This window comes from Rhizobacter sp. P1_G5 (genome assembly GCF_056405435.1).
The window spans coordinates 1-5,310 of the sequence record NZ_JBFUCB010000436.1 but is presented as its reverse complement, the minus strand read 5'-3'; the positions used below and the strand labels follow the sequence as shown (position 1 = coordinate 5,310).

The 5,310-nt window shown below is 68.6% G+C and carries 7 protein-coding genes; all 7 read right to left on the bottom strand.

Translation table 11 applies throughout. The annotated features are described in order from the left end of the window. Positions 1–573, bottom strand: a 573-nt coding sequence (locus AC1D12_RS23845) for an NAD(P)/FAD-dependent oxidoreductase (RefSeq protein ID WP_477843283.1), incomplete at its 3' end; no start/stop codon positions are given. Positions 574–602: 29 nt separating this feature from the next. Continuing rightward, positions 603–926: a ferredoxin FdxA gene (gene fdxA / locus AC1D12_RS23840; protein WP_047508765.1), complete on the bottom strand. Its 324-nt coding sequence runs from the start codon at positions 924–926 to the stop codon at positions 603–605. A gap of 69 nt (positions 927–995) precedes the next feature. After that, positions 996–1,766 carry a uroporphyrinogen-III C-methyltransferase gene (gene cobA / locus AC1D12_RS23835; protein ID WP_477843285.1) on the bottom strand — a complete coding sequence of 257 codons (771 nt, stop codon included), beginning with the start codon at positions 1,764–1,766 and terminating at the stop codon, positions 996–998. Between the two features lie 5 nt (positions 1,767–1,771). After that, positions 1,772–3,058: a sulfate adenylyltransferase subunit 1 gene (locus tag AC1D12_RS23830; protein WP_477843281.1), complete on the bottom strand. Its 1,287-nt coding sequence runs from the start codon at positions 3,056–3,058 to the stop codon at positions 1,772–1,774. After that, on the bottom strand, positions 3,058–4,017 hold the full coding sequence (gene cysD / locus AC1D12_RS23825) for a sulfate adenylyltransferase subunit CysD (RefSeq protein WP_477827315.1): 960 nt from the start codon (positions 4,015–4,017) through the stop codon (positions 3,058–3,060). The genes AC1D12_RS23830 and cysD overlap by 1 nt, the downstream gene beginning before the upstream one ends. Continuing rightward, positions 4,014–4,766, bottom strand: a complete 753-nt coding sequence (locus AC1D12_RS23820; RefSeq protein WP_477827314.1) for a phosphoadenylyl-sulfate reductase — start codon at positions 4,764–4,766, stop codon at positions 4,014–4,016. The genes cysD and AC1D12_RS23820 overlap by 4 nt, the downstream gene beginning before the upstream one ends. Further along, the coding region (locus tag AC1D12_RS23815; protein WP_477843279.1) for a DUF934 domain-containing protein at positions 4,763–5,310 on the bottom strand (548 nt) is incomplete at its 5' end. The genes AC1D12_RS23820 and AC1D12_RS23815, both read right to left, overlap by 4 nt.

The window sequence follows — 5,310 nt, the reverse complement described above, 5'->3', positions numbered from 1 at the left end:
GTCCTGCACGAAGTTCAGCGTCCAGTCGAGCGCCGAATCGCCGCCGCCGACGATCACCAGGTTCTTGCCGGCGAACTGCGCCGGGTTCTTCACGCGGTAGAACAGCTGCGTGTCGTCGAACTTGTCGAGCCCGTCGACCTTCAGCAGGCGCGGCTGGAACGAGCCCACGCCGCCGGCGATGAAGATCGTCTTCGTCAGGAAGCGCGTGCCCTTGGTCGTCTCGACGTAGAAGCGGCCGTCTTCCTGTTTCTGCACCACGGTCACTTCCTGGCCGAGGTGGAAGGTGGCGCCGAACGGCTCGATCTGCTTCAGCAGGTTGTCGGTCAGCTCCTTGCCGGTGCACACCGGCACGGCCGGGATGTCGTAGATCGGCTTGTCGGGGTACAGCTCGATGCACTGGCCGCCCGGGTAGGCGAGCGAGTCGATGATGTGGGCCTTGATCTCGAGCAGGCCGAGTTCGAAGACCTGGAACAGGCCGACGGGGCCRGCGCCCACGATGACGGCATCGGTCTCGATGGGGCCGTCGTGCGAGCCGGCAGTCTTTGAAATCTCCACGTTGGCGTTCGGTTCCATGGCAGGTCAGGTGAATTGTTCTTGCGGGATTACTTGATCAGTTCGGACAGCTTGCCCGTCTTGTCTTTCCACTCGTCCGCATCGGGCAGCGCAGCCTTGCGCTTGGTGATGCTGGGCCATTTCTTCGCCAGATCGGCGTTGATCTTGATCATGTGGACCTGGTCGCCGGGGACATCCTCTTCCGGAACGATCGCGTTGACCGGGCACTCGGGAATGCACACGGCGCAGTCGATGCACTCGTCCGGATCGATCGTCAGGAAGTTCGGGCCTTCGCGGAAGCAATCGACCGGACACACGTCGACGCAATCGGTGTACTTGCAACGGATGCATGCTTCGGTGACGACGTGGGTCATGGTGCTGGCTCGAAATAAGAAGAAAAAGGTGCCTGAAAGCTGCCGTGCCGGATGGCAAAACGAGCGATTTTAAGGGCTTGGGGTTTTCACCGGAAGCGCGAGGTCCTTGGCAGGGGCTTTTGCTTGCTTTGCAGCAACTGGTTCTGCCACCACGGATCGGGCCCCTTCGCCCACGGTGACGACGGTCGGACGCCCGGCGTGCAGCAGGCTGGCGCGGGGCAGGGTCTGCAGCGTGTGGTCGCTGTGCAACTGGTCGGGCCAGCCGGCGCGCGAGACCACGCTGACGGGTGTGTCGGCCGGCCAGCCGCTGTCCAGCAGGCCGCGCGCCAGCGCCGCGAGCTGCTTGCCGGCCATGTAGAACACCTCGGTGTCGGCGCTGCGGGCGGCGCGCAGTTCGCGCGTCTGCGTCATCGCGGTGGTCAGGCTGACGCTGCGGCCGGCGCCGCGGCGGGTCAGCGGGCGCTGCGTGGCGGCGGCGGCGGCGATCGCGGCCGTGACGCCGGGCACCACTTCGCAGGCGATGCCGGCCTCGACCAGCGCGATCAGCTCTTCCTCGAGCCGGCCGAACACGCTCGGGTCGCCGCCCTTCAGGCGCACGACGGTCGCCACCTCGTTCGCATGCTTCACCAGCAGCGCGTTGATCGTCTGCTGGCCGGTGCTGTCGCAGAAGCCGCGTTTGCCGACGTTGATCCAGCGCGCACGCGGCGCATGGGCGCGCAGCGCCGGGTCGGTCAGCGCGTCGAACAGTACCACGTCGGCCTGCGCCAGCCRCTGCGCGCCGCGCACGGTGATCAGGTCGGCCGAGCCGGGACYCGCGCCGATGAAGATCACGCGACCCAGGGCCATCAGGCGGCTCCCTTGACCAGCAGTGCCCCGCTGGTGCGGTTGCTGGCCGGGTCGACGATGATCAGCGCGCCGCCGACGCGGTTCGACGCGTAGGCCTCGACCGGCAGCGCCTGCTGCGTCTCGACGATCACGTGGCCGATCTCGTTGACGGCCAGCTGGTGCGCATCGATCGCCTCCAGCGTGTGGATGTCGAGCCGGCTCTCGATCGCGGTGATGCGCGCCTGCACCCAGCGGTTGCCGTGGCGCACCCAGTACTTGCGGCCGATGACCGCCGGCTCGGTGTCGAGCCAGGCGAGCGTCGCGCTGAAGCGCTGCGTCTCGTGGATGGTCTGCGGCGTCGCGATCCAGTCGCCGCGCGAGAYRTCGAGCTGGCGATCCAGCACGACCCCCGCCGAYTGMCCSGCCTCGACSACATCGACCACGTCGCCGGCCAGGCGCACCTCGGCCACCACCGCGGTCTGGTTGCTCGGGAACACCTGCACCGTGTCGCCGGCCTTCACGCGGCCGTGGGCGACGCGGCCGTACAGCGTGCGCGGCTGGTTGCCGGTGCCTTCGCCCTCGCGCGACACGTACTGCACGGGGATCAGCAGGTCGCCGTCCTTGCGCTCCTGCARCGCCGGCAGGGCTTCCAGCAGCTGCAGCAGCGACGGGCCGTCATACCAGTCGGCGGCCAGCGGCTGCGTGACGTTGTCGCCGCGCAGCGCCGACACCGGGATCACGCCGGCCACCGCGATGCCGGCCTGCTGCGCGAACGCGAGCAGCGCGGTCTTCGTSGCCGCGAAGGCCTGCGCCGGGTCGGCCACCGCATCGAGCTTGTTGACCGCAAAGACGATGTTCGGCACGCGCAGCAGGTGCGCCAGCAGYGCATGGCGGCGSGTCTGCGCGAGCARCGGCATCGGGCTGGCGTGGGTGTCGAGCTTGGTGATGTCSACCAGCACGACCGCCGCATCGCTGCCGGCCGCGGCCGTCACCATGTTGCGGGTGTACTGCTCATGGCCGGGSGCGTCGGCGATGATGAACTTGCGCTGCTTGGTCGCGAAGTAGCGGTAGGCCACGTCGATCGTGATGCCTTGCTCGCGCTCGGCCTCCAGGCCGTCGGTCAGCAGCGACAGGTCGATCGGCGCACCGGCGGCRCGCTTCTCCAGCGTGTCGAGCTGGTCGGCCAGGATCGCGCGGCTGTCGAACAGCAGCCGGCCGATCAGCGTGCTCTTGCCGTCGTCGACGCTGCCGGCGGTGAGGAACCTCAAGGCGCGGTGGTCTTTCACTTGAACTTGCGGCGTGCTCATCAGAARTARCCYTCYTTCTTGCGGCGTTCCATCGASGCRTCSGASGTGCGGTCGTCCATGCGGGTCGCGCCGCGCTCGCTCACCGTCACCTTCAGCGTCTCGGCGACGATCTCGGTCGCGTTGGCGGCCGGGCTCTCGACCGGGCAGGTGCAGGTCATGTCGCCGACGGTKCGAAAGCGCACCTCGGCCGTCTCGACCACCTCGCCGGCTTCCGGCGGCGTCACGTCGGTCAGCGGCACCAGCAGGCCCTTGCGGCGGATCACCTGGCGGTCGTGTGCGTAGTACAGRTTCGGCAGCGGGATGTTCTCGCGGGCGATGTACAGCCACACGTCGAGCTCGGTCCAGTTGCTGATCGGGAACGCRCGCATGTGCTCGCCCGGCTTGATGCGGGTGTTGAACAGCGTCCACAGCTCGGGGCGCTGCTCCTTCGGCTGCCATTGGCCGAAGCTGTCGCGGTGCGAGAAGATGCGCTCCTTCGCGCGGGCCTTCTCCTCGTCGCGGCGGGCGCCACCCATCAGCACGTCGAAGCGGTGCTCTTCGATCGCCTCGAGCAGCGCGACCGTCTGGTGGCCGTTGCGCGACTCCAGCGGGTGCGACAGGCGCACCGTGCCGCGCTGGATCGAATCCTCGAGGTGGCCGACGACCAGCCGCTCGCCCATCTCGGCGACGCGGCGGTCGCGGAACTCGATCACTTCCGGGAAGTTGTGGCCGGTGTCGACATGCAGCAGCGGGAAGGGCAGGCGGCCCTTGTACTCGCCGTCGGCACCCTTGGTCTTGAAGGCCTTCTCGGCCAGGCGCAGCACGACGCACGAATCCTTGCCGCCCGAGAACAGCAGGGCCGGGCGCTCGAACGCGGCGACGGTCTCGCGCAGGATGAAGATGGCTTCTTCCTCGAGCCAGTCGAGGTGGCTGTGGTCGAGCTGCGGCAGCAGTTGTTCCACGGTCAGCGGGGCATTCATTTCCGGTCTCCGATCATCGACACGGCGGCCTCTTCGGCCCCGTGCACGTGCAATCCGCACTCTTTCGCCTTCTCGTCTTCCCACCACCAGCGGCCGGCGCGGAAATCCTCGCCCACCGCGATCGCGCGCGTGCACGGCGCGCAGCCGATGCTCGGCATGAACTGGTCGTGCAGCGGGTTGTACGGCACGTCGTTCGACGCGATGTACTGCCACACGTCGTTCCAGCTCCAGTCGGCCAGCGGGTTGAACTTGATGCGGCCCTTGTCGTCGGGCTCGCTGAACGGCACCTCGCCGCGGTTGTTCGACTGCTCGCGGCGCAGGCCGGTGACCCATGCGCTGCGCTGCGCCAGCATGCGCGACAGCGGCTCCAGCTTGCGGATTCCGCAGCAGCCCTTGCGCAGGTCGATGCTCTCGTACATCGCGCGCTCGCCGTGGTTCTTCACGAAGTGGATCACCGCGTCGGCCTCGGGGCGGTAGACCTCGACGGCCAGGCCGTAGCGCTGCTCGATGCGCGGCACCAGCGCGAGCGTTTCCTCGTGCAACTGGCCGGTCTCGAGCGTGCCGATCGCGATCGGGATGCCGTGGCGCGCGATCAGGTCGGTCAGCACCATGTCCTCGGCGCCCAGGCTGGTGGCCTGCACGACGCGGCCCGGGTGCTCGGCGGCCGCCTGCTTCAGCACCGCCACCGCGTGCGCGACGCGCTCGTCGAAGCCGGCCGTCCGGCGGGCGTAGAGGGTGATGGCGCTCATATCGCCGAGCCCGCCTGGTTGAACTCGCGGTTGGTCGTCTCCTGGCCGGCCGGGCGCTTGAACAGCGGGCGGTGCTCGGTGACGTCGGCCTGGTAGTGGCCGGGGAAGAAGTTCAGCGCGCGCTCGGCCACCTCGATCGACTGGTCGGCGCGCAGCGCCACGGCATCGAAGCCGGTGCGCTGCAGCAGCGGCATCATGTCGACCAGCACCTCGCCGGTGGCGCGCACCTCGCCGGCATAGCGATAACGCGAGCGCAGCAGCCGGGCCTGGCTGTAGGCGCGGCCGTCGACCCACTTCGGGAAGTTCAGCACGACCAGCGCGAGCCGCGGCAGGTCCTCGGCCAGGTCCTCGATGTCAGCATCGTTCGGGAACTGCACGCCGACGGCCATGCCGGCCGGCCAGGTGCTGCGCACGCTGTGCCATTGCGCGAGCGACAGCAGGCTGTTCGGGGCGGGCGTCAGCGTGACCATCGGGCCGTCTTCGCCGGTGATGGTGCGCCAGGGGTCGCGGGCGGTGTCGATGAATTTCATGGTCAGGCCTTGGC

Bases quoted from the DNA above. Each gene is read 5' to 3' on its own strand.
- fdxA (WP_047508765.1), bottom strand. From the start codon at position 926: ATGACCCACGTCGTCACCGAAGCATGCATCCGTTGCAAGTACACCGAT.
- AC1D12_RS23820 (WP_477827314.1), bottom strand. From the start codon at position 4,766: ATGAGCGCCATCACCCTCTACGCCCGCCGGACGGCCGGCTTCGACGAG.